Here is a 21,091-nt window from a genome sequence, read left to right as displayed (position 1 = left end):
GACCCGGCTCCGTTCGTCTGTCGTCGCACTGGCTGAGCAAACGCTCAGTCGGTCGCCGATTGTTCCAGACGCACCACGACCGACTTGCTGGCCGGGGTGTTGCTGGTGTCCGCGGTGGCGTCCAGCGGCACCAGGACATTGGTCTCCGGGTAGTACGCGGCCGCGCAGCCCCGCGCGGTCGGGTAGTGCACCACCCGGAACCCGGGCGCGCGCCGCTCGACCCCGTCCTTCCACTCGCTCACCAGGTCCACGTACGACCCGTCCGCGACGCCGAGAGCGGCGGCGTCCTCGGGGTTCACCAGCACCACGCGGCGGCCGTTCCGGATGCCCCGGTAACGGTCGTCCAGGCCGTAGATCGTGGTGTTGTACTGATCGTGCGAGCGCAGGGTCTGCAGCAGCAGCCGGCCCTCGGGCAGCTCGGGGTACTCCACGGGCGCGGCGGTGAAGTTCGCCTTGCCGGTGGCCGTCGGGAAGCGGCGCTCGTCCCGCGGGGCGTGCGGCAGGGCGAAGCCGCCGGGGACGGCCACGCGCGCGTTGAAGTCCTCGAAGCCGGGGATCACGCGCGCGATGCGGTCGCGGATCGTCGCGTAGTCCTTCTCGAACTCCTCCCACGGCGTACGGCTGTCCTCGCCCAGCACGCGGCGGGCCAGCCGGCACACGATGGCCGGCTCGGAGAGCAGCCGCGGGCTCGCCGGTTCCAGGCGTCCGCGCGAGGCGTGCACCATGCCCATGGAGTCCTCGACGGTCACGAACTGCTCGCCGCCGCCCTGGACGTCGCGCTCGGTGCGGCCCAGCGTCGGCAGGATCAGCGCCCGGGCGCCCGTGACCGCGTGACTGCGGTTCAGCTTCGTCGACACGTGCACGGTGAGCCTCGCCCGCCGCATCGCCGCCTCGGTGACCTCCGTGTCGGGGGAGGCGGAGACGAAGTTGCCGCCCATGGCGAAGAACACCTTCGCCTCGCCGTCGCGCAGCGCGCGGATCGCCCGCACGACGTCGTAGCCGTGCTCGCGCGGGGGAGCGAAGCCGAACTCCTTCTCCAGGGCGTCCAGGAAGGCCGGCGCGGGCCGCTCGAAGATGCCCATCGTGCGGTCGCCCTGCACGTTGGAGTGACCGCGCACCGGGCACACGCCCGCGCCGGGGCGGCCGATGTTGCCGCGCAGCAGAAGGAAGTTGACCACCTCGCGGATGGTCGGCACCGAGTGCTTGTGCTGGGTGAGGCCCATGGCCCAGCAGACGATGGTGCGCTTCGAGGCCAGCACCATGCGCAGGGCCTCCTCGATCTCCGGCCGGGTCAGACCGGTCGCGGTGAGCGTGGCGTCCCAGTCGGCGGCGCGGGCTGCCTCGGCGAACTCCTCGTAGCCATGGGTGTGCTCGCGGACGAACTCCTCGTCCACCGCGCCCTCGGTCTCCAGGATCAGCTTGTTCAGCAGCCGGAAGAGGGCCTGGTCGCCGCCGATGCGGATCTGCAGGAAGAGATCGGTGAGGGCGGCGCCCTTCAGCATGCCCTGCGGGGTCTGCGGGTTCTTGAAGCGCTCCAGGCCCGCCTCGGGCAGCGGGTTGACGCTGATGATCCGCGCGCCGCCCGCCTTGGCCTTCTCCAGGGCGGAGAGCATGCGGGGATGGTTCGTGCCCGGGTTCTGGCCCGCCACGATGATCAGGTCGGCCTGGTAGAGGTCCTCCAGCAGGACGCTGCCCTTGCCGATGCCGATCGTCTCGCCCAGTGCCGAGCCGGAGGACTCGTGGCACATGTTCGAGCAGTCCGGCAGGTTGTTCGTGCCCAGCTCGCGGGCGAAGAGCTGGTAGAGGAACGCGGCCTCGTTGCTGGTGCGGCCCGAGGTGTAGAAGACGGCCTCGTCGGGGGAGGAGAGCGCGGCGATCTCCTCGGCGACGATGTCGAAGGCCCGCTCCCAGGTGACCGGCTCGTAGTGCTCGCCGCCCTCCGGCAGGTACATGGGGTGCGTGAGACGGCCCTGCTGGCCGAGCCAGTAGCCGCTGCGGTTCGCGAGGTCTGCCACCGGGTGCGCGGCGAAGAACTCGGGGGTGACCCGGCGCAGCGTCGCCTCCTCGGCGACCGCCTTCGCGCCGTTCTCGCAGAACTCCGCCTTGTGCCGGTGCTCCGGCTCCGGCCAGGCGCAGCCCGGGCAGTCGAAGCCGTCCTTCTGGTTCACGCTGAGCAGGGTCAGCGCCGTCCGCTTGAGGCCCATCTGCCGCTGGGCGGCGCGCAGGGTGTGCCCGATGGCCGGGAGCCCCGCCGCGGCGTGCTTCGGCTCGGCGACCCGCGGCGCGTCCTGCACCGGATCGGCCTTCGGGGGCTTCGTCGCCATCGCGCGCTCTCCTTCGCGTACTCGTGTGAGGTACGTCTCCGATCCTCGCACGGGGCACCGACGACGATCAGCCCGCGGGGTCGGGGGCCCGCGTGAGCAATGCTTGCGGAACGCCCCGGGGTTCGCGCGCCCCGTCGCGGCCCCTTTCCGCGCGGCGCCCGGGCACGGCGGCGGTCCCCGGGTGGGGGCCGACTGTCAGTGGGGCGTGGCAGGATCGGGGACGTGGCAGAGACAGCATCGAAGAAGACCGACAACCCCTCCGGCGGGAGCCGTCCCCGGCTGATGCTCATGGACGGGCACTCCCTGGCCTACCGCGCGTTCTTCGCGCTGCCCGCGGAGAACTTCACGACCGCGACGGGCCAGCCGACCAACGCGATCTACGGCTTCGCGTCGATGCTCGCCAACACTCTGCGTGACGAGGAGCCCACGCACTTCGCGGTGGCCTTCGACGTCTCCCGCAAGACCTGGCGCTCGGAGGAGTTCACCGAGTACAAGGCGAACCGCTCCAAGACCCCGGACGAGTTCAAGGGCCAGGTCGAGCTGATCGGCGAGCTGCTCGACGCGATGCACGTCTCCCGCTTCGCGATCGACGGGTTCGAGGCGGACGACGTGATCGCCACCCTCGCCACCCAGGCCGAGGCCGAGGGCTTCGAGGTGCTGATCGTCACCGGTGACCGCGACTCCTTCCAGCTGGTCAGCGAGCACACCACGGTGCTCTACCCGACGAAGGGCGTCTCCGAGCTGACCCGGTTCACCCCGGAGAAGGTCATCGAGAAGTACGGGTTGACGCCCGCCCAGTACCCGGACTTCGCCGCCCTGCGCGGCGACCCGTCCGACAACCTCCCCGGCATCCCCGGCGTCGGCGAGAAGACCGCCGCGAAGTGGATCAACCAGTTCGGGTCCTTCGCCGAGCTGGTCGAGCGGGTCGACGAGGTCAAGGGCAAGGCCGGCCAGAACCTGCGCGACCACCTGGAGGCCGTCAAGCTCAACCGCCGGCTCACCGAGATGGTGCGCACGGTCGAGCTGCCGAAGACCGTCGCCGACCTGGAGCGGGCGGCGTACGACCGCAAGGCCGTCGCGATGGTCCTCGACACCCTGGAGATCCGCAACCCCTCGCTGCGCGAGCGGCTGCTCGCCGTCGACCCCGGCGCCCAGGAGGCCGAGACCACCCCGGTCATCGCGGACGGGGTGGAGCTGGACGGCACGGTGCTCGGCACCGGCGAGCTGGCCGGCTGGCTCACCGAGCACGGCACCGGCCCGCTCGGCGTGGCCACCGTCGACACCTGGGCGCTCGGCACCGGCTCGGTCGCCGAGGTCGCCCTCGCCGCCGCCTCCGGACCGGCAGCCTGGTTCGACCCCTCGCAGCTCGACGAGGCCGACGAGACGGCCTTCGCCGGCTGGCTGGCCGACGAGGCCCGGCCCAAGGTCTTCCACAACGCCAAGGGCGCGATGCGGGTCTTCGCCGAGCACGGCTGGACCGTCGCCGGAGTCACCATGGACACCGCGCTCGCCGCCTACCTGGTGAAGCCGGGCCGCCGCTCCTTCGACCTGGAGGCGCTGTCCCTGGAGTACCTGCACCGCGAGCTGGCACCCGCCGCCGCGGCCGACGGCCAGCTCGCCTTCGGCACGGACGACGGCGCGGAGGCCGAGGCGCTGATGATCCAGGCCCGCGCGGTGCTGGACCTGGGCGAGGCCTTCCAGGAGCGGCTGCGTGAGGTCGGCGCGGCGGACCTGCTGCGGGACATGGAGCTGCCCACCTCCGCGCTGCTGGCCCGGATGGAGCGGCACGGCATCGCGGCGGACCGCGCGCACCTGGAAGCCATGGAACAGATGTTCGCGGGCGCCGTGCAGCAGGCCGTGAAGGAGGCCCACGCGGCGGCCGGGCACGAGTTCAACCTGGGCTCGCCCAAGCAGCTCCAGGAGGTCCTCTTCGGCGAGCTGGGCCTGCCCAAGACCAAGAAGACCAAGACCGGCTACACCACCGACGCCGACGCCCTGGCCTGGCTCGCCGGCCAGACCGACAACGAGCTGCCGGTGATCATGCTCCGCCACCGCGAGCAGGCGAAGCTCCGGGTCACGGTCGAGGGCCTGATCAAGACGATCGCGACGGACGGCCGGATCCACACCACGTTCAACCAGACCGTCGCCGCGACGGGCCGGCTCTCCTCGACCGACCCGAACCTGCAGAACATCCCGGTCCGCACCGACGAGGGCCGGGCGATCCGGCGCGGCTTCGTGGTCGGCGAGGGCTTCGAGTCCCTGATGACCGCCGACTACAGCCAGATCGAGCTGCGCGTCATGGCCCACCTGTCGGAGGACGCGGGCCTGATCGAGGCGTTCACCTCCGGCGAGGACCTGCACACCACCGCCGCCGCGCAGGTCTTCTCCGTCGAGCCCGGCGCGGTCGACGCGGAGATGCGCCGCAAGATCAAGGCCATGTCGTACGGCCTGGCCTATGGCTTGTCGGCCTTCGGTCTCTCCCAGCAGCTGAACATCGAGGCCGCCGAGGCCCGCACCTTGATGGACGCCTACTTCGACCGGTTCGGCGGCGTGCGGGACTATCTGCGCAGGGTCGTCGACGAGGCGCGGGCGACGGGCTACACGGCGACGCTCTTCGGGCGCCGCCGCTACCTGCCCGACCTCAACAGCGACAACCGGCAGCGCCGCGAGGCCGCCGAGCGGATGGCGCTCAACGCCCCCATCCAGGGCACCGCCGCGGACATCGTCAAGATCGCCATGCTGAACGTCGACCGCGCCCTGAGGGAGGCGGATCTCACCTCCCGCATGCTCCTCCAGGTCCACGACGAAATCGTCCTGGAGATCGCCCCCGGCGAACGCGACACCGTCGAGAAGATCGTCCGCCACGAGATGGCCACCGCGGTACAGCTCAGGGCTCCCCTGGACGTCTCGGTGGGCGTGGGCCCGGACTGGGAGTCGGCGGCGCACTAGGCCCTGTCGTTTGGATCAGGCCGGCTGTGAGGGACGGTGCGTCTTGGCCGAGTCGAGCGGGGTCTGGTGCGTGCAGCTGCAAGGCGGAGGAGGGAGTCGACGCGGAGCGTCGGGGACCGACGACAACGCGGCAGATGGGCGTGCCAGACCCCGCGACGCCGGGGTGATCCAAACGACAGGGCCTAGCAGGGGTGTTTCCGGGGGCGGGACGGCTGTGCCGCCAAGGGGCGCGGGGAACCGGGCGACCAGCCACAGCCGACCCGCACCCGCGGACGACAAGCAACCCGGCAGACGCTCAGGGAAGACCCGGCTGACCCCGGAGGGCACCTTCACCCGCGTGGCCCCCGTGAAAACGCCCCCCACCCACCGCTGCCGTCAAGATGCCGCCATGGGTATACGCATGCTCAGCCTCCGCCGGACGGCGACCCCGCTCCGGCCGGCCCCGGCCTTCTCGGCCGGCGCAAGCACCGCCCGTGTCGCCGGCCCGGCGACGGTCCTGCGGCACACCGCGACGGACCTCCGGCGCCGGATCGGCCGACGCGTGCCGTCCGCCGTACGCCTGCGTGACGCCACCGGGGCCCGGCGGCTGCGGGCCGATCTGGTCCGCGGCTATCTGGCCCTGTTCCTGGCCCTGATGTCACGTCTGCTGTCACGACCCCGGCCGGCGTACACCGTGACCGTCTTCACCGCGACGGTCCCCGCGCTCAGCGAGCCGCCGAACGGCTCCGGGGCCGGTCCGCGCCGCCCGTGCCCGTACCGTCCGGCACCGGGACCGGGCGCCACACCCTGACACCCACGGCGTACAGCAGCACGCCGACCACGAGCCCGGCGCCCGCGCCGAAGCACAGCGTGGGGATCAGCTCCCAGGGCTCGGCCATGGCACCCCAGCGGTCCCACCACCGCATCACCCGCCGCGCCGCCGCGACCCCGGCGCAACCGCCGATCAGGGCCGCCGCCCACCACCGGTCCCGCGACGACAGCACCGGCACGCCCGACGGCTGCGCGGCGGGGGCACGCCGGAGCGCCCGGGCGGCGAACACGGCGATCACGGCCGCCGCCACCGCCGAACCGCCGTACTGCAGGTACCAGTAGAGCGGCGAACCCGCGATCTCCTCACCGAGCACCGGGAAGAGCCGCATGCCCCACCGGTCCAAGTGGGTGAACGCGTCCCACACGACATGGGTCAGCGCCCCGAGCGACGCGGAGGCGTACCAGCGCAGCACCAGATCGGCCCGCACGCGCGCGCGGGGCGCCCCGCACCGCAGCAGTGACGCCACGCGGTGCTGCCCCGTGCGCGGAAGCAGTGCCACCAGCGGTTCCCGGATCAGCAGCCACAGCCCCACCAGAAGCCAGGCCACCGCCACATCGACCGTGAACACCCCGGGGAAGGAGTGGGTGACGTCGCCGAACTCCATCGCCTCGGGCAGGGCGCTCGCCGCGTAGTACGTCATGTCCGGCGCGAACGACCCCGCGACCAGCACGGCCGGCAGCAGGCGCCACCGGCCGGTTCCGTCGGTGCGTACGGCGGGCAGTACGGCTGCCGCGTGGCTGAGTGTGAACGGCAACGGAACCCCCCGCGAAGAACGTTGACGCCCAGTATGCGCCGGGTGTCCGCGCCCTCGGGAACCGCGTGTGTGACTGTCGCGTGCCAAGTAGGGGAAAACGGGCACCGACGGGTGCCCGTGCGTACCAAGTTGTCGTAGGGTCGCCAGGGTTGGCGTGCGGGGAGCGCGTCGAGCCGGCCAACAAAATCACAAAAGCGGATCAACGCCAACAGGACAGGCAGACGCGGGCGCTGGGACGCCCGCTGGGAGGGGTTCACTTCATGGCGGCGCATTTCGGCACGAGGCTGCGCAAGGGGGCGGCGAACACCGCCGTGGCCGCGGCCGCGGTCGCGGCCCTGGCCGCGTCCCAGGCTCCCGATCTGACGACCGACGGCGCCGGCAGACCGACCACCTCCGGCACGCCCTCGCCCGACGCGCCCGCCGACGACAGCGCGACCGGCAACTCGCCGTACTACACGGACCTGCCGCCGCTGAACAGCCCGAAACCCTCGCCCTCCAGCGGCGCCACCGCCACCCCGGGCGTCACCGGCGAGACCGCGGCGGGCATACCCGCCACCGTCCTCGACGCCTACAAGAAGGCCGAGGCCGAGCTGCGCGAGAGCAAGCCCGGCTGCAACCTGCCGTGGCAACTCCTCGCCGCCATCGGCAAGGTGGAGTCCGGTCAGGCCCGCGGCGGCCGGGTGACCACCGACGGCACCACGATCAGCCCGATCCTCGGCCCCCAGCTCAACGGCGTCGGCTTCGCCAACATCAGCGACACCGACGACGGCGCCTACGACGGGGACGCCTCCTACGACCGTGCCGTCGGCCCGATGCAGTTCATCCCGTCCACCTGGGAGTGGGCGGGCCGCGACGGCAACGGCGACGGCAAGAAGGACCCCAACAACGTCTACGACGCCGCCCTCGCGGCCGGCCACTACCTGTGCCGCTTCGGCTGGGACCTGTCCACCGACGCCGATCTGCGCAGCGCGATCCTCAGCTACAACAACTCGACGGACTACCTGAACACGGTCCTGTCGTGGCTGGAGTACTACCGCAAGGGCACCCACGAGGTCCCGGACGGCACCGGCCAGCTGCCTGCCGACCGCAGCGACGACACCGTGGGGGCGAGCCCGTCGCCGACGCCGCCCGCGACCTCGAAGCCGCCCACGCACAAGCCGAAGCCCACCCCGCCCGCCCCGGGCGGCGGCTCCCAGACCCCGGCCCCGCCGACCACCCCGCCCGGCACGACCCCGCCGGCCACCCCGCCGCCGGCCACGACCCCGCCGACCCCGACCGACACCGTGCACCATCTGGAGGACGCGGGCACCGGGAAGCTGACCGCCATGGCGGGCGACACGTTCGCCGAGCGGATCAGCACCCGCGCGGAGACCGAGTCCGGCGAGGGCGTCGGCAAGGTGCGGGTCCGCTTCACCATCGTCGGCACCACGGACGCCACCTTCCCCGGCGGGGAGAAGGTCGCCACCGTCGTCACCAGCAGCGCCGGCGTGGCCGTCGCGCCCGCCCTCCAGGCGGGGGAGAAGACCGGCGCGTTCACCGTGCGCGCCAACGTCGTGGGCCGTTCGATCAGCGGTGTCGGCTACACCGCCACCGTCACCGCGCGGGCCGCCGACACCCTCGCCCGCACCGGCGACACCGCGCTCACCTGCGTCGCGGGCGGCGAGTTCGCCGACCAGGTCCAGGTGAAGGCGACGTACAAGGGCGACGTCGCGGACGGTGTCGCGGCCACCGCGACCCTCGTCAAGTCGGCGGACGACCCGACGGCCAACGACAAGGGCCCCTACTTCAAGGACGCGGACGGCAAGCCCGTACGCACCCTGAAGGACCTGAAGACCGACGAGGACGGCCTGCTGACGCTGCCGAAGCTGTACGCGGACGACGCCACCGGCACGTTCCTGCTGCGCATCACCACCACGGGCGGCGCCACGCTGACCGTGGAGCTGACGGTGACGGCACCCGAGGCGTCGCCCAGCCCGTCGGCGAGCGAGTCGGCCCCGGCCGGCGCGTAACCGCACCCGGCACACCCGAGGGCGCCCCTCCGCTGCGGCGGACGGGCGCCCTCGTCATGCGTGCGACGTGTTCTCATCTCACCCCGGCGTTGCTACGGTGCCCCGATCTGACGATGTATCAGCTTCCGGAGCCGGGAGGCCCGCATGCGCGCCCTGATCGCCGCCGCGACCGGTCTCGCCCTCGCGTTCGCCCTCGTCCTCACCCTCACCGCGCTCGGCACACCGGACGGCGAGACCTCCCCGAACCCGCTGCTGACGACCGTGCCCGCACACCCGTGACCCCGGGAGGGAGGCCGAGATGCGCCGCAAGGCCGTTCCCCAAGACCATGCCGGTGGAGGGCGTCACCCCCGAGTCCGCCGCCGGGACCGGCACCACCCGCTGGTACACCACGGTCCGCAGGTTCTGGGTCGAACCGCTCACCGGCGCCCCCGTCTACGGCGAGGAGATCCACCGGGAGGAACTGCGGGGCGGCACCCTGCTCGGCGGACGCGACAAGGTGACGGCCTTCGCCGGGCACGTGAAGATGCGCGAGGCCTACATCCGGGACACCGTGGACCTCGTCCGCGCCAACCGCGTCCTCGTCCTGCTGATGACGTCCTACCTTCCCTGGGGCCTGCTGATCGTCGGCGCCCTCCTGCTGGCCTGCGCCCTCCTCCTGGAGGCCCGCGGCCGCCGGCCCGGCGGCCCGCCCCCCGCGCGGACCACCGAACCCGCCCCGCTCACCGCCTGAGCCGCGCGTTGGTGTGCCGGGTCGGCTCCGCCGTCGCCGGATCCTCGGGCCACGGATGCTTCGGATACCGGCCGCGCAGCTCCGCGCGGACACCCCGGTAGCCGTCCTTCCAGAACGAGGCGAGATCGGCGGTGACGGCCGCCGGCCGCCCGGCGGGGGAGAGAAGGTGCACCAGCAGCGGCACACCGGCCACCCGGGGCGACTCCTGCAGCCCGAACATCTCCTGGAGCTTCACGGCGAGCACCGGCCGCTCCGGATCCGCGTAGTCGATCCGTACGGCCGACCCGCTCGGCACGGGGATCCGCTCCGGCGCCAGCTCGTCGAACCGCGCGGCGTCGCCGGACGCCCACGGCAGCAGCCGCGCCAGACACTCCCCGGCGTCGATCCGCGCCAGATCCGCCCGCCGCCGCGCCCGGCCCAGCTCCGGCTCCAGCCACTCCGCCACGCGCGCGTGCAGCGCCTCGTCGGAGACCTCGGGCCAGGGCTCGCCGAGGTGCAGCCGGAGGAACGCGAGCCGCTGCCGCAGCACGACGGCCTCCCGCGACCACCGCAGCAGCCCGAACCCCTCCCGCCGCAGGCCGTCGAGCAACGCCTCCCGCACGAGACCCGGTGCGGGCTCGGCGAGGGGCCGTACGGCCAGCTCGACCGCCCCCAGCCGCTCCACGCGCCGGGCGACGACGTCGCCGTCCGCCCAGCGGATCTCGTCGCCCTCCGCCAGCAGCGCCCCCGCCGCCCGCCGCGCGACGTCCTCGTCGACGACCGCCGCGAGCCGCACGCGCGCGTGCCCCCGGCCGACGGGCCGGTCGGCCACCGCGACCGCGATCCACCGCGCCCCCCGCAGCGCCGTGCCCTCACCGGCCTCGGCCCGCGTCCCGGACACCATCAGATAGGAGCCACCGTCGACGCGGGCCGTCCGCTCCGGGTAGGCCAGGGCGGCGACCAGCCCGACGAGGTGGTCCTCTCCGGTGTCCGCCCGACCGCCCGCACTTCGCTCACCAGCCGTGTTCGTCCGATCGTTCGCGCCGTCCGCCCCGGCCGCCCGGTCGAAACCGCCGGCCTCGCCGGCCAGGGCCCGCAGCCGCCGCACCTCCGCGCGCCACCGAGCCGCGTACCCGTCACCGCCGCGCCGGGCGGCCCGCAGGGCACCGGCCAGATCGTCACCGTACTCACGCGGCGGCTCCTCGCTGAGCAGCGCCACGACCTCGGCGGCCCGGTCGGCACCCACGAGCGGCGCGGCGTCCAGCAGGGCACGGCCCAGCCGGGGATGCAGACCGAGGCGGGCGAGCCGTACGCCGCGCTCGGTGGCCCGCCCGGCGGAGTCCACCGCGCCGACCGCCGACAGCACCTGCCGCGCCGCCGCCATCGCGCCACCCGGCGGCGGATCGAGGAGCGCCAGCCCGGTCGCCTCCGGGTCGCCCCAGCAGGCGGCCTGGAGCGCGAACGCCGTCAGGTCGGCCACCTGGATCTCCGGAGCCGGGAAACGCGGCAGACGCGCGTCCTCGGCCTCCGCCCAGCAGCGGTACACCGCACCCGGCGCCTCACGCCCCGCACGCCCGGCCCGCTGCCGCCCCGCCGCCTGCGAGGCCCGTACCGTCGTCAGCGCGCTCAGCCCGCGCGCGTGGTCCACCCGCGGCTCCCGCGCCAGCCCCGCGTCGACGACCACCCGCACCCCGGGGACCGTCAGCGACGACTCCGCGACCGCCGTCGCCAGCACCACCCGACGGCGCGCCCCCGGCGCCAGCACCGCGTCCTGCACCTCCGCCGGGGCCCGCCCGTGGACCTGGAGCACCTCGACGTCCCCGAGATCCCCCAGCTGCCCGGCGACCCGGGCGATCTCCCCGACACCGGGCAGGAAGCACAGGACGTCCCCCGGCCGCTCGGCCAGCGCCCGCCGCACCACCGACGCCACATGCGTCAGCAGCGCCGGATCCACCCGCATCCCGTGCGGCGGCCGTACGGGACGGGCCGGCGGCGCCCAGACCACCTCCACCGGATGGGAGACGCCCCGCGCCTCGACCACCGGCGCCCCGCCCAGCAGCCGCGCCCACCCCTCGGCGTCCGTCGTCGCCGACGCGGCCACCAGCCGCAGCTCCGGCCGCAGCGCCTCCCGTACGTCCCACAGGAAGGCCGCCGCCGTGTCCGCGTCCAGATGCCGCTCGTGGCACTCGTCGAGCACGACCACGTCGACCCCGGTCAGCTCCTGGTCCCGCTGCAGCCGCTGCAGCAGCACACCGGTCGTGACGACCTCCACGCGCGTGTGCCGCCCGGCCACCCGCTCGCCGCGCACCGTGTAGCCGACGGTCCCGCCCGCCTTCTCGCCCAGCAGCCACGCCATCCGCCGGGCCGCCGCCCGCGCGGCGATCCGCCGCGGCTCGGCGACCAGTACCCGCCGCGCGGGCCCCTCACCCAGCAGCCCCGCGAGCGCCAGCGGCACCAGCGTCGTCTTGCCGGTACCGGGCGGCGCCACCAGCACGGCGGCACCGGGCCCCTCCAGGGCGTCCCGCAGCGCGGGCAGGGCATCGCGGACGGGCAGGGCGTCCAGTGCGTCGTGCCGGATCACGCCTCAGTCCCGCTCGCAGACGAAGATCGCCGTACCGGGGATCAGGCTGCCGCGCAGCGGCGACCAGCCGCCCCACTCGGCGGTGTTCCACGCGGGCCACTCCGGCTCCACCAGGTCCACCAGCCGGAAACCGGCGGCCACGACGTCCCGGACCCGGTCGCCGAGCGTCCTGTGGTGCTCCACGTACACCGCGCGGCCCTCGTCGTCCTGCTCGACGTAGGGCGTGCGGTCGAAGTAGGAGGCGGAGACCGACAGCCCCTCCGGGCCCGGCTCGTCCGGGAAGGCCCACCGGATCGGATGGGTCACCGAGAAGACGAAGCGACCGCCCGGCCGCAGCACCCGGCGCACCTCCCGCAGCACCAGCCGCGGGTCCGCCACGAACGGCAGCGCGCCGTACGCCGAGCACGCCAGGTCGAAGGAGGCGTCCGCGAAGGGCAGCGCGCTCGCGTCGGCGCACACCAGCGGAAACGATCCGCCGATCCGCAGGGCGTGCTGGAGCTGGCGGTGGGAGAGGTCCAGGGCGACCGGGCGGGCCCCCTGGCCGGCCAGCCAGCGCGCGCACTGCGCCGCGCCGGCGCCGATCTCCAGGACGTCCTTGCCCTTCAGCTCCTCCGGCCGGCCCAGCAGCTCGGCCTCCACCTCGTCCAGGCCCTCCGGGCCCCACACGAACCGGTCGTCGCCGAGGAACGTGCCGTGCTCGGTCTGGTACTCGTCGGCGTTGCGGTCCCACCAGCCCCGGTTGGCCCGAGCGCTCTCGGCGACCCCGGCGTCACGGCGGGTGGCCTCGGGCTCGGATGCGGGCTCGGAGGAAAAGGGCTCGGGAGAAACGGGCTCTTGGATGATGGGCTCCCTCGTCGTACTCTTCCGTGCAACCCGTCCAGGCGGCGTCGCCGCGGGGACGCGCCGAGGCCATCGTGGCCTCAGGAGACAGGATTTGTGCCGGGAATGCGGCGAACCGCCCCGGGTGTGCGGCTTCGCGCATTGACCCTGCCCGGCTGCCCCCGTATGCTACAAGTTGCGCTGCGGGCCTGCGCACCTCAGACGTAGCAGGCTGCGCTCGCATCTGTTGTTGTCCCCTCGGTTGTCGAGGCGCCAACACCGGTTTCCGCCGGTGAGGCGCTTCCTTGGCTGTCCGGCTTCTGCAGAGCGAAACGGGCTCCCGGCGTAGCAGTACCTACGACTTCAATGTCCGTACCGGAGCCCTTTCCCACATGACGAGCAGCACCGAGACCACCGCCACCACCCCGCAGGTAGCGGTCAACGACATCGGTAACGAGGAAGCCTTCCTCGCAGCGATCGACGAGACGATCAAGTACTTCAACGACGGCGACATCGTCGACGGCGTCATCGTGAAGGTCGACCGGGACGAGGTCCTGCTCGACATCGGTTACAAGACCGAAGGTGTCATCCCGAGCCGCGAGCTCTCGATCAAGCACGACGTCGACCCGAACGAGGTCGTCGCCGTCGGCGACGAGATCGAGGCCCTGGTCCTCCAGAAGGAGGACAAGGAAGGCCGCCTGATCCTCTCGAAGAAGCGCGCCCAGTACGAGCGTGCCTGGGGCACCATCGAGAAGATCAAGGAAGAGGACGGCATCGTCACCGGTACCGTCATCGAGGTCGTCAAGGGTGGTCTCATCCTCGACATCGGCCTCCGCGGCTTCCTTCCGGCCTCCCTGGTCGAGATGCGCCGTGTTCGCGACCTTCAGCCGTACGTCGGCAAGGAGCTCGAGGCGAAGATCATCGAGCTGGACAAGAACCGCAACAACGTGGTCCTGTCCCGCCGTGCCTGGCTCGAGCAGACCCAGTCCGAGGTCCGCCAGACGTTCCTCACGACCCTGCAGAAGGGTCAGGTCCGCTCCGGCGTGGTCTCCTCGATCGTCAACTTCGGTGCCTTCGTGGACCTGGGTGGCGTCGACGGTCTGGTCCACGTCTCCGAGCTGTCCTGGAAGCACATCGACCACCCGTCCGAGGTCGTCGAGGTCGGCCAGGAGGTCACCGTCGAGGTCCTCGACGTGGACATGGACCGCGAGCGCGTCTCCCTGTCGCTGAAGGCGACCCAGGAAGACCCGTGGCAGCAGTTCGCCCGCACCCACCAGATCGGCCAGGTCGTGCCCGGCAAGGTCACGAAGCTGGTTCCGTTCGGTGCGTTCGTCCGCGTGGACGAGGGCATCGAGGGTCTGGTCCACATCTCCGAGCTGGCCGAGCGCCACGTGGAGATCCCGGAGCAGGTCGTCCAGGTCAACGACGAGATCTTCGTCAAGGTCATCGACATCGACCTCGAGCGCCGTCGCATCAGCCTCTCGCTGAAGCAGGCCAACGAGTCCTTCGGTGCCGACCCGTCCGCGGTCGAGTTCGACCCGACCCTGTACGGCATGGCCGCGTCCTACGACGACCAGGGCAACTACATCTACCCCGAGGGCTTCGACCCGGAGACCAACGACTGGCTGCCGGGCTACGAGAAGCAGCGCGAGGAGTGGGAGCGCCAGTACGCCGAGGCGCAGTCCCGCTTCGAGCAGCACCAGCAGCAGGTCATCAAGTCCCGCGAGGCGGACGCCGCTGCCGCCGCCGAGGGTGGCGAGGCCGCCGCTCCGGCCGCGACCGGCGGTTCGTACTCCTCCGAGGGCGGCGACACCTCCGGCGCCCTGGCGTCGGACGAGGCGCTTGCCGCGCTGCGCGAGAAGCTCGCCGGCGGCCAGAGCTGAGCTCCCCCCGAGGGGGCACCCCAGCTCCTCGCTGAGGGTTAGCCGATGACCGAGGGCCCGCATCCTGTCAGGGATGCGGGCCTTCGGCATCTCCGTTTCCGGGACCGCACGCGGGCGACTCGGTGCCCCGTGGCGAAGCCGCCCACCACGCGCGGTAGTTGATCGGGACCGGACGGGAATGCCCGCGCTCCGCACCGCGTTGTGCAGTACGAACACGAGGAGGAGCGGTCACAGTGCTTGATCCGCAGGGTTTGTACACGTGGGAGCCGAAGGGCCTGGCCGTCGTCGACATGGCGCTCGCCCAGGAGTCGGCCGGTCTTGTCATGCTCTACCACTTCGACGGATACATCGACGCGGGCGAGACCGGCGACCAGATCGTCGACCGGCTCCTCGACTCGCTGCCCCACCAGGTCGTGGCCCGTTTCGACCACGACCGGCTCGTGGACTACCGGGCCCGCCGTCCGCTGCTGACCTTCCGGCGCGACCGCTGGACCGGCTACGAGGAGCCCACGCTCGCCGTCCGGATCGTCCAGGACGCCACCGGGGCGCCCTTCCTGCTGCTGTCCGGCCCCGAGCCGGACGTGGAGTGGGAGCGCTTCGCGGCGGCCGTCGAGCAGATCGTGGAGCGGCTGGGCGTGCGCCTCGCCGTGAACTTCCACGGCATCCCCATGGGCGTCCCGCACACCCGCCCCGTGGGCCTCACGCCGCACGGCAACCGCAGCGAGCTGGTGCCCGGCCACCGCAGCCCCTTCGAGGAGGCGCAGGTGCCCGGCAGCGCCGAGTCGCTGGTCGAGTACCGCCTGATGCAGGCCGGGCACGACGTGCTGGGCGTCGCCGCGCACGTGCCGCACTACATCGCCCGCTCGCCGTACCCGGACGCGGCGCTGACCGTCCTGGAGGCCGTCACCGCGGCCACCGGGCTCGTCCTCCCCGGCATCGCGCACTCCCTGCGCACCGACGCGCACCGCACCCAGACGGAGATCGAGCGCCAGATCCGCGAGGGCGACGAGGAGCTGACGGCGCTCGTCCAGGGTCTTGAGCACCAGTACGACGCGGTCGCCGGCGCCGAGACACGCGGCAACATGCTCGCCGAGCCCGTGGAGATCCCGTCGGCGGACGAGATCGGGCGGGAGTTCGAGCGGTTCCTCGCGGAACGTGAGGGAGACGGCTGAGACGCGGGGGCGGGGTGGGCCGGGTCCTCCCGGCCGACGCCCCGCCGGGGTGCGCCGTCGTCGGCAGGGCCTAAGCTTCCGCTCATGCTGACAGTGGGCCTGACCGGCGGCATCGGCGCCGGCAAGAGCGAGGTGTCGCGGCTCCTCGTGGAGTGCGGTGCCGTACTGATCGACGCCGACCGCATCGCACGTGAGGTGGTCGCGCCCGGGACGCCCGGGCTCGCCGAGGTCGTCGAGGCCTTCGGCGAGGACGTGCTCGGCCCGGACGGCGGCCTGGACCGGCCCAAGCTGGGCTCGATCGTCTTCTCCGATCCCGGGAGACTGGCCGTCCTCAACTCGATCGTGCACCCCCTGGTCGGCGCCCGCTCCCGCGAGCTGGAGGCCGCGGCCGCGCCGGACGCCGTCGTCGTGCACGACGTACCTCTGCTCACGGAGAACGGCCTGGCCCCGCTGTACGACGTGGTGATCGTCGTCGACGCCGCCCCGGAGACCCAGCTCGACCGCCTCGTCAGGCTGCGCGGCATGACCGAGGAGGACGCCCGTGCGCGGATGGCGGCACAGGCGACCCGCGAGAAGCGCCGGGAGATCGCGGACATCGTGATCGACAACGACGTACCGCTGGAGGAGCTGGAGCGGCGGGTGAAGGACGTCTGGGCCGAACTGGCGCGCCGGGCGCGCACGCCGAAGCAGCCGGCCCAGGAGTAGGCCGGGGCATGGGCCAGGAATAGCGGCCCGTCTTGCGGGCGTTGAACGGGTGCAGCGAGGGAAGGAACAAGCCGTGCCCGAGATCAGCGGTTCGACCGGACGTACGCCGGAGACGGACGTCATCGACTTCCGCGCTGCCGAGCAACTGCTCGCCGCGCGCGACCCGCGGGGCGCGGTGAAGCTGCTCGACGGAGTCATCGCCGCGCACCCCGAGAACACCGCCGCGCGGCTGCTGCGCGCCCGCGCCTTCTTCGCGGCCGCGCAACTGCGGCCCGCCGAGCTGGAGTTCACCATCGTGCTGGAGCGCGAGCCGGACAACGCGTTCGCGCACTTCGCGCTCGCCCGCACCTACGAGCGCCAGGGCCGCCCCGACCAGGCCAAGCGCCACTTCCGCCTGGCGGCCGCGCTGGACCCCAACCCGGAGTACCTGAAGGCGGCGCGCTTCGACTAACGCGGGGGGCCCTTCGGCGGCTCGTACGGCGGGACGTCGGGACCGGGCTGGTAGTGCGGGCCCTGGCGGATGTGCCGGAGGACCATGATCATGTCGATCGTGGCCACCAGCCACAGCACGCCGCAGGCGATCGCCCAGCCGACCCGCCCCACCAGCGCGAACGCGGCCGTGCCGAAGATCGCCCAGGTCAGCCCCCACAGGCTCAGCCAGAAGCGCGCCCGCAGTGCACTGCGCGCGGTCATCGGCTCACTGCCGGTACGCATCGGACCACCACTCCTCCTTGAAACGTACTCCTGGGCGCCGTCACGCTCCAGGCCCGGGCCCACCCCCGTCCCGCCAGGCGTTCTCCCGGCCGGGTGCCGGCCGGGGTGCCGGCCGGAAGTCGACCAGGCGTCGACCGGGCTTCGCCGGGTGTCACTCGAACGGGTGGTGTCGCGGTGGGGTGGGAACGGGCGTGCGGGAGCGGTCCGTTGGCCGGTCATGGAGCTGAAAATGCGAGCGGGACATCAGGGGACGGGGCCCGGGGCGATCACCCCGGACGGCTGCGCGGTCGAGCTCTACTCACGGCTTCCGGCCGGGCCGGAGCCGGACGTCGTCGCCTCCGCCCTGCCGGCGGGCGCGCACATCCTGGAGCTGGGCAGCGGGGTGGGTCGGATGACACATCCGCTGCTGGAGCGTGGCTTCCGGGTGACGGCGGTCGACGAGTCACCCGAGATGCTGGAGCGCGTCCGCGGGGCGCGGACGGTCCTCAGCCCGATCGAGGACCTGGACCTGGGTGAGACGTTCGACGCGGTGCTGCTCGCCTCCTTCCTGGTGCACACCGGGGACCCGGAGGTGCGGAGGGGGCTGCTGCGGACCTGTGTGCGGCACGTGGCGGAGGACGGCTGCGTGCTGATCCAGCGGGAGGGCGAGGACTACCACACCGACGTGCCGCGTGAGCGGGTCGACCCCAGCGGTTTCACCGTGCGGATCGTGTCGTCCGAACCGGTCGGCGACGGCCTGCGCTCGGTGCGCGCGGAGTACGAGTTCCCGGACGCCTCCTGGACCCAGACGTTCCGGGCGCGGCCCCTGACCAAGGAGCAGTTCGAGGACGCGCTGGCGGAGGCAGGGCTGAAGGTGGACAGATATCTGACGGATGACCGGATATGGGTGAGGTCGGTGCCGGTGGGGCGGTAGGCCGGTAGGCCGGTAGGCCCGTCGGCCGTTAGGCCGCCGTCCCCGTGCATCTGTCAGGCCGTACGCCGCCCCCACCTGGCTTCATCGCCCTCCGGGGCGCCCTCCGAGGCCTCCGGGACCTCCGGAGCCTCCGACACCCCCGGGGCCGCCGGGGCCGCCGAGGCCTCCCAGGCCGCGGAGGCGTTCCAGCTCGCGGCGGTCGCGCTTGGTCGGCCGGCCGGCGCCGCGGTCGCGGATTCCGGCGGGGGCCACGGCCTCGCGGGGTGGTGGAGGCGGGCTGTTGTCGATGTAGCACTGCACGGCGACCGGCGCACCGACCCGCTTGCGGATCAGCCGCTTGACGACGACGACACGCTCGCGGCCCTCGTGCCGCAGGCGCACCTCGTCGCCGATCCGTACCGAGTGCGCGGGCTTGACCCGCTCACCGTTCACCCGGACGTGCCCGCCCTTGCAGGCGGCGGCGCCGAGCGAGCGGGTCTTGACCAGCCGTACCGACCAGATCCAGCTGTCCACCCGTACGGTCTCGCCGCTCGCCGGCGCGGCGGCCTCGGCGGCGGCGATGGCCGCGGCGACCTTGGGATCCACGGGGCCGGAGCCGGCGTCGGGGGCGGGAGCGGGGTGGCCGTCGGAGCCGGAGCCGGTGCCGACGGTGTCCGGCGCGGCCGCCGCGGCGCTCTCCTCGGGCTTCGCGCCGTCGCCGGTCCGCGGAAGGACCTGATCCTGAGCGGTCGGCCGCGCGTGCTCCCGGCTTCCGTCCGGCCCCGTGCCCTCCGGTTCCCGGCGTGCCACGGCGTCCCGCGGTCCGCTCCCGGTGGGGCCGGGGACCTCGGTGCCCCGTCGGCGGTCCCCGCGGCGGCCGTCGCCTCTGTTCCTGTCCGTACGCTCGGAAGCCATGCCCCGACCTTAACGCCGCGCCCGTACCGTTGAGGCATGGACAGCCTGGCCGACCTGGACGCCCGGATCGCGGACTGCGTCGCGTGCCCGCGGCTGGTCGCGTGGCGTACGGAGGTGGCCCGCGTCAAACGCGCCGCCTTCGCCGACTGGACCTACTGGGGCCGCCCCGTCCCGGGGTTCGGGCCGGCGGGCGCCCGGCTGCTGATCGTCGGGCTCGCCCCGGCCGCGCACGGCGGCAACCGCACCGGGCGGATGTTCACCGGCGATCGCTCGGGTGACGTGCTGTACCAGGCGCTGTACGACGTGGGGCTCGCCTCCCAGCCCACGGCCGTCAGCGCCGACGACGGCCTGGAGCTGTACGGGGTGCGCGTCACCGCGCCCGTGCACTGCGCCCCGCCCGCCAACAAGCCCACGCCGGGGGAGCGGGACACCTGCCGGTCCTGGCTCGTCCAGGAGCTGAGGCTGCTGCGTCCGACGCTGCGCTCGGTGGTCGTGCTCGGTGCCTTCGGCTGGCAGGCGGCGCTGCCCGCGTTCGCGGAGGCGGGCTGGACCGTGCCGAGGCCGCGCCCCGCCTTCGCACACGGCGCTCGCGTCCACCTCGACGCCTCCGACGCCCCCGAAAGCGCCGTCGGCCTCGACGTCTTCGGCTGCTTCCACGTCAGTCAGCGCAACACCTTCACCGGCCGGCTCACCCCGGAGATGCTGCGCGAGGTACTGCGCACGGCGGCGACCGCGGCCGGGCTGCCGTAGGGCCGGAGCCGCTGTCGGCCGCCGCCCCGGCGGACTGTCGCCCGGCCGGAAACCGGGCGACAGTCCGCCGGGGCGGCGTTACGTTGCTGCGATGGCCCTCTACCCCGAGATCAAGGCGTACGACCACGGCATGCTGGACGTCGGCGACGGCAACCATGTCTATTGGGAGACCAGCGGCTACCCGCGCGGCAAGCCGGCGCTGGTGCTGCACGGCGGGCCCGGCTCCGGCAGCCTGCCCTACTTCCGGCGGCTGTTCGACCCCGCGGCCTACCGGATCGTGCAGCTCGACCAGCGCGGCTGCGGGCGCTCGACACCGCACGCGAGCGTCCACGGGACCGACATGAGCGTCAACACGACGGCCCACGTCATGGCCGATCTGGAACTGCTGCGCCGGCATCTGGGTGTCGAACGGTGGCTGGTGTGGGGCGGATCGTGGGGCTCGGTGCTCGGGCTGCGCTACGCGCAGACGCACCCCGGGGTGGTCTCGGAGCTGGTGCTCACGGGGGTCGCGACCGGCTCGAACCCCGAAGTGGCCCTGATGACCAGGGGGCTGGGAAAGATCTTCCCGGAGGCCTTCGAGCGATTTCTGTCCCTCGTGCCCGAGGACGAGCGCGACGGCAATCTCGCCGCCGCGTACAACCGGCTGCTGGAGTCCCCGGACCCGGAGGTGCGGGAGCGCGCGGCGCGCGGCTGGACCGACTGGGAGACGGCGATCGTGCCGGCCCCGCCGCGCTCGGTGGAGCGCTACGAGGACCCGGAGTTCCGGATGGGCTTCGCCCGGACGGTGACGCACTACTGGGGCCACGACCACTTCCTCGGCGACGGCAACGACGAGGGGGTGGTGCTGCGCGACGCCCACCTGCTGAAGGGCGTCCCGGGCACCCTGGTGCAGGGCGCCCTCGACTTCGGCAACCTCCTGGGCGTCGTATGGCGTCTGCACCAGGCCTGGCCCGGCAGCGAGCTGCGGATCGTGGACCAGGCCGGGCACAGCGCGGGCGCGCCCGGCATCGCGGATCTGCTGGTCGCCGCGACGGACGGGTACGCCCGCGGCTAGGTGTATTGGCCTGGAGCGTTGTTCACTCGGCTGATTGGCGATTGGCCTG

General features: G+C 73.1%; 17 protein-coding genes and 1 pseudogene. 12 read left to right on the top strand and 6 right to left on the bottom strand.

The window, feature by feature from the left end; translation table 11 throughout:
- Positions 1-44: 44 nt before the first annotated feature.
- The gene (locus AMK31_RS24345) at positions 45-2,324 is read right to left on the bottom strand and encodes an FdhF/YdeP family oxidoreductase (RefSeq protein WP_073942767.1); all 2,280 of its coding nucleotides are present in this window, start codon (positions 2,322-2,324) and stop codon (positions 45-47) included.
- 222 nt (positions 2,325-2,546) lie between these two features.
- Between AMK31_RS24345 and polA the strand changes: the two genes are divergently transcribed.
- Both polA and AMK31_RS39250 read left to right on the top strand, forming a co-directional pair.
- Positions 2,547-5,273 (top strand): DNA polymerase I, encoded by a 2,727-nt coding sequence (polA, locus tag AMK31_RS24340; RefSeq protein ID WP_073942766.1) that lies wholly within the window; start codon positions 2,547-2,549, stop codon positions 5,271-5,273.
- A gap of 388 nt (positions 5,274-5,661) precedes the next feature.
- Entirely contained in the window at positions 5,662-6,063 is a 402-nt protein-coding gene (locus AMK31_RS39250) for a hypothetical protein (RefSeq protein ID WP_198948565.1), read from the top strand.
- Here AMK31_RS39250 and AMK31_RS24330 read toward each other — a convergent pair.
- Entirely contained in the window at positions 5,978-6,838 is an 861-nt protein-coding gene (locus tag AMK31_RS24330; RefSeq protein ID WP_073942765.1) for a DUF4184 family protein, read from the bottom strand. The two genes, AMK31_RS39250 and AMK31_RS24330, sit on opposite strands and share 86 nt — an antisense overlap.
- 260 nt (positions 6,839-7,098) lie before the next feature.
- Here AMK31_RS24330 and AMK31_RS24325 point away from each other — a divergent pair, with 260 nt between their 5' ends.
- The 3 genes and pseudogenes from AMK31_RS24325 to AMK31_RS24320 all read left to right on the top strand — a co-directional run.
- Positions 7,099-8,847 (top strand): lytic transglycosylase domain-containing protein, encoded by a 1,749-nt coding sequence (locus AMK31_RS24325; RefSeq protein WP_073942764.1) that lies wholly within the window; start codon positions 7,099-7,101, stop codon positions 8,845-8,847.
- 144 nt (positions 8,848-8,991) lie between these two features.
- Complete coding sequence (locus AMK31_RS39990; protein ID WP_107468709.1) at positions 8,992-9,126, top strand: SPW_0924 family protein; 135 nt, start codon at positions 8,992-8,994, stop codon at positions 9,124-9,126.
- A 32-nt stretch (positions 9,127-9,158) separates the two neighbouring features.
- Positions 9,159-9,578: pseudogene (locus AMK31_RS24320) on the top strand (porin PorA family protein); the annotation flags it as partial.
- On the opposite strand, the gene hrpB reads toward AMK31_RS24320, so the two are convergent.
- Together hrpB and AMK31_RS24310 are read right to left on the bottom strand one after the other, a co-directional pair.
- On the bottom strand, positions 9,568-12,138 hold the full coding sequence (hrpB, locus tag AMK31_RS24315) for an ATP-dependent helicase HrpB (RefSeq protein WP_073942763.1): 2,571 nt from the start codon (positions 12,136-12,138) through the stop codon (positions 9,568-9,570). The pseudogene AMK31_RS24320 and the gene hrpB overlap by 11 nt on opposite strands.
- A 3-nt stretch (positions 12,139-12,141) precedes the next feature.
- A complete protein-coding gene (locus tag AMK31_RS24310; protein WP_073942762.1) occupies positions 12,142-12,981 on the bottom strand; it encodes a class I SAM-dependent methyltransferase in 840 nt (279 codons plus the stop codon).
- 368 nt (positions 12,982-13,349) lie between these two features.
- On the opposite strand from AMK31_RS24310, the gene rpsA reads away from it, so the two are divergent.
- The 4 genes from rpsA to AMK31_RS24290 all read left to right on the top strand — a co-directional run bounded on the left by rpsA (position 13,350) and on the right by AMK31_RS24290 (position 17,168).
- Positions 13,350-14,840 carry a 30S ribosomal protein S1 gene (gene rpsA, locus AMK31_RS24305; protein ID WP_073942761.1) on the top strand — a complete coding sequence of 497 codons (1,491 nt, stop codon included), beginning with the start codon at positions 13,350-13,352 and terminating at the stop codon, positions 14,838-14,840.
- Positions 14,841-15,073: 233 nt separating this feature from the next.
- A complete protein-coding gene (locus AMK31_RS24300) occupies positions 15,074-16,012 on the top strand; it encodes a PAC2 family protein (protein ID WP_073942760.1) in 939 nt (312 codons plus the stop codon).
- Positions 16,013-16,096: 84 nt separating this feature from the next.
- The gene (coaE, locus tag AMK31_RS24295) at positions 16,097-16,717 is read left to right on the top strand and encodes a dephospho-CoA kinase (RefSeq protein ID WP_073942759.1); all 621 of its coding nucleotides are present in this window, start codon (positions 16,097-16,099) and stop codon (positions 16,715-16,717) included.
- Between the two features lie 73 nt (positions 16,718-16,790).
- On the top strand, positions 16,791-17,168 hold the full coding sequence (locus AMK31_RS24290; RefSeq protein ID WP_073942758.1) for a tetratricopeptide repeat protein: 378 nt from the start codon (positions 16,791-16,793) through the stop codon (positions 17,166-17,168).
- Here AMK31_RS24290 and AMK31_RS24285 read toward each other — a convergent pair.
- Positions 17,165-17,431: a DUF6343 family protein gene (locus AMK31_RS24285; RefSeq protein WP_073942757.1), complete on the bottom strand. Its 267-nt coding sequence runs from the start codon at positions 17,429-17,431 to the stop codon at positions 17,165-17,167. The two genes, AMK31_RS24290 and AMK31_RS24285, sit on opposite strands and share 4 nt — an antisense overlap.
- 229 nt (positions 17,432-17,660) lie before the next feature.
- Between AMK31_RS24285 and AMK31_RS24280 the strand changes: the two genes are divergently transcribed.
- A complete protein-coding gene (locus tag AMK31_RS24280; RefSeq protein ID WP_107468708.1) occupies positions 17,661-18,344 on the top strand; it encodes a class I SAM-dependent methyltransferase in 684 nt (227 codons plus the stop codon).
- A gap of 81 nt (positions 18,345-18,425) precedes the next feature.
- Here the strand turns inward: AMK31_RS24280 and AMK31_RS24275 are convergent, their stop codons facing one another.
- Complete coding sequence (locus tag AMK31_RS24275; RefSeq protein WP_073943037.1) at positions 18,426-18,929, bottom strand: RNA-binding S4 domain-containing protein; 504 nt, start codon at positions 18,927-18,929, stop codon at positions 18,426-18,428.
- Positions 18,930-19,274: 345 nt separating this feature from the next.
- Between AMK31_RS24275 and AMK31_RS24270 the strand changes: the two genes are divergently transcribed.
- Together AMK31_RS24270 and pip are read left to right on the top strand one after the other, a co-directional pair.
- Positions 19,275-19,988, top strand: a complete 714-nt coding sequence (locus AMK31_RS24270; RefSeq protein WP_073942755.1) for a uracil-DNA glycosylase — start codon at positions 19,275-19,277, stop codon at positions 19,986-19,988.
- Between the two features lie 91 nt (positions 19,989-20,079).
- Positions 20,080-21,042 carry a prolyl aminopeptidase gene (gene pip / locus AMK31_RS24265; protein WP_073942754.1) on the top strand — a complete coding sequence of 321 codons (963 nt, stop codon included), beginning with the start codon at positions 20,080-20,082 and terminating at the stop codon, positions 21,040-21,042.
- Positions 21,043-21,091 lie beyond the last annotated feature (49 nt).

This window comes from Streptomyces sp. TSRI0107 (genome assembly GCF_001905845.1).
GTDB lineage: Bacteria > Actinomycetota > Actinomycetes > Streptomycetales > Streptomycetaceae > Streptomyces.
This window is presented reverse-complemented; position numbering and strand designations above follow the sequence as displayed.